Raw genomic sequence first — 2,393 nt, 5'->3', positions numbered from 1 at the left:
GCTCTGCAATCCAGACTGCCCGGAATGGATCTCGGCGGAAGGCGCGATCACCCCCCAGACCCCGCAGAAGCTGCGCCAGCTGCTCGCCACGCTCGGCAAACGGCAACTGCCTGTCGTGATCAGCTCGAAGGGAGGCGACCTGTTCAGCGCCCTGGCGGCGGGACGGCTTATCCATGAAAAGAAGCTCGACGTCGCCGTTGGCCGCACCGATTTCGTCGGCTGTGACCCAGGAGCGTGGAATTGCCTGGCCAAGGAGGGCGCCTATGCCGGGCTGAGCATCGATGCGGGCGTGGAGTGCGATTCGGCCTGCGCGCTCATGCTTGCCGGCGGCATCAGGCGGCTTGTCGGTCCCCAGGCGCGACTTAGCCTCTACCCGATGGGGCAAAAGCTGATGGTCAAGGCCTACCTGGAGGAGATGGCGATCAGTTCCGCCCTGTTCGCGGCGATCGAGCGGCGCTCGGTCGAGCGCCGGCTGGAACCCGACATGATGCTGAAGGTTGGCCTGACGACGAGCCTGCAATCGGTCGACGCGCTGACCGGCGCCACCATTTGCGAGGCGGTGCCAAGACCCGAGAATTGCCGGATCCGGCCTTCCGCCAATGCCGAGGCTGACGCGCCGGCCAAATTGTAGTGGGCGACGGAGCCCGAAACTGGCCATCGAGGCAGGTTGAGCCGCTTTCGATTTTTCCGCTATCGTCGCTGCTGGCGGCTTCAGGCAGGCGGAGGATCGAGAATGGGCCAGGATATCCCGACACTCTACGAATGGGCCGGCGGCAGCGAGGCTTTGAACCGGCTCACCCAGACCTTCTATGACAAGGTGGCGCAGGACCCGATCGTCGGGCCGGTGTTCAAGACCATGTCGCCGGATCACCCCGCCCATGTCGCGGCCTTCATCGGCGAGGTTTTCGGCGGACCGAAGACCTACAGCGAGCAGTTCGGCGGCCACCGCGAGATGGTCATGCACCATCTGGGCAAGCATCTGAGCGAAGAGCAGCGCCGCCGCTGGATCAGCCTCCTGGCCGATGCCGCCGACGCGGTCGGCCTGCCTGACGATCCGGAATTCCGTTCGGCCTTCATGGGCTATGTCGAATGGGGATCGCGCCTGGCCAAGATGAACTCCAATCTCGGCGAAACCTGCGATCCGCAGACGGAACCGATGCCGGCCTGGGGCTGGGGTGTGCCGGGCGGCCCCTATCAGCCACCGGGTACAAACTAGCGTCCAGTCGCCATGGAGGTGTTGGGCTGATGCCGGAAGATGTGAAGATCATACGTTGGCGCGAGTGGGACGGACCGGGTCTCGAACATTTGGTGCTGCAGGAGCGGGCAGGGGAGGTCTCGGCCGACTCTGTCGCAGTCTGCTCCGGGCAAACGCCTTTTGCCGTCCGTTACCGCATCGTTTGCGATGTCGGCTGGCACGCCAGGCGTGTCGTTGTCGATATGATCGGTAGCGGCCGCACGCTTGTTCTTGCCGCCGATGGCGATGGTCGCTGGACCAGGGACGGCCTGCCGATGCCGGAGCTCGATGGCATTTTCGATCCCGACCTGACCATCACGCCGTTCACCAACACGCTGCCGATCCGGCGATTGCAGCTTTCCGCCGGGCAGAGTGCCGAGATAACCACTGCCTTCATCGACTTCCCCGCCCTCACGGTCGTCGCCAACCCGCAGCGCTACACATGCCTCGAAGAGGGCAGGCGATATCTCTATGAATCGCGCGCCAGCGACTTCAGGCGGGAACTTGAAATCGACCGCAACGGGCTGGTTGTCGACTATCCCGATTTCTGGCGCAGAGGTTAAGGCGTGTTTGCATGCAAACCGCTCTTTACAGAGCGTGCGGAAGCTTTTAGGAAGCGCCTGCTGCGCCGACATGCGCACGTACGGGCATAGCTCAGTTGGTAGAGCGGCGGTCTCCAAAACCGCAGGTCGTAGGTTCGAGCCCTGCTGCCCGTGCCATTCCCTGAATGGCATTCAACCCAATGTCTCGCCGTTTCGGAATGGCGTTCAAAACGATATTTCCATGGTCCGGCCTTTGAAAATCGGCGACCCGCTTGCCATATAGGGTCGATTGGGGCATAAGAGCGCCATAGCCGGGACGGAACGACTGGATGGTTCCGAGGCGGTGTTTGGTCATAAAGCGGAGACTTGCCACTTGCGTGGATCAAGAATCGGTTTTATGTAGACGAAACAGACACGCGACGCGTGGAGCTGGGAAACCGGCTTTACGCGTCTGATTTGCATGGGCGAAATGATTGCGCTGATTCGGCGCGAAATTCGCTCAGGCGGCACGTCCCGGCCAGCGGGATCATCCAGGAGACCCGGCCAACGGGTCTTGAAGACAGAGCGGCATATGGCTTCGAAAACCACAAATCCTTTCGTCTTTCTCCAGCAGGTTC

Annotated in this window: 2 protein-coding genes, 1 tRNA gene and 1 pseudogene; all 4 read left to right on the top strand. The window is 62.2% G+C overall.

Translation table 11 applies throughout. The features are described from left to right. Window positions 1-631: pseudogene (locus ENZ75_RS28845) on the top strand (hypothetical protein); the annotation flags it as partial. A gap of 102 nt (window positions 632-733) precedes the next feature. Then, window positions 734-1,216, top strand: coding sequence for a group II truncated hemoglobin (locus ENZ75_RS28840; RefSeq protein WP_024505637.1), 483 nt, complete (start codon window positions 734-736; stop codon window positions 1,214-1,216). Between the two features lie 29 nt (window positions 1,217-1,245). Beyond that, window positions 1,246-1,797, top strand: coding sequence for a putative glycolipid-binding domain-containing protein (locus tag ENZ75_RS28835; RefSeq protein ID WP_063168072.1), 552 nt, complete (start codon window positions 1,246-1,248; stop codon window positions 1,795-1,797). An 80-nt stretch (window positions 1,798-1,877) separates the two neighbouring features. Next, window positions 1,878-1,953, top strand: a tRNA-Trp gene (locus ENZ75_RS28830). Window positions 1,954-2,393: the final 440 nt, after the last annotated feature.

Origin of the sequence: Mesorhizobium sp. M7A.F.Ca.CA.002.04.1.1, from assembly GCF_004022805.1 — a bacterium.
GTDB classification, from domain to species: domain Bacteria; phylum Pseudomonadota; class Alphaproteobacteria; order Rhizobiales; family Rhizobiaceae; genus Mesorhizobium; species Mesorhizobium ciceri.
The sequence above is the reverse complement of the archived record's forward strand: the minus strand, read 5'-3'. Positions and strand labels throughout refer to the sequence as shown.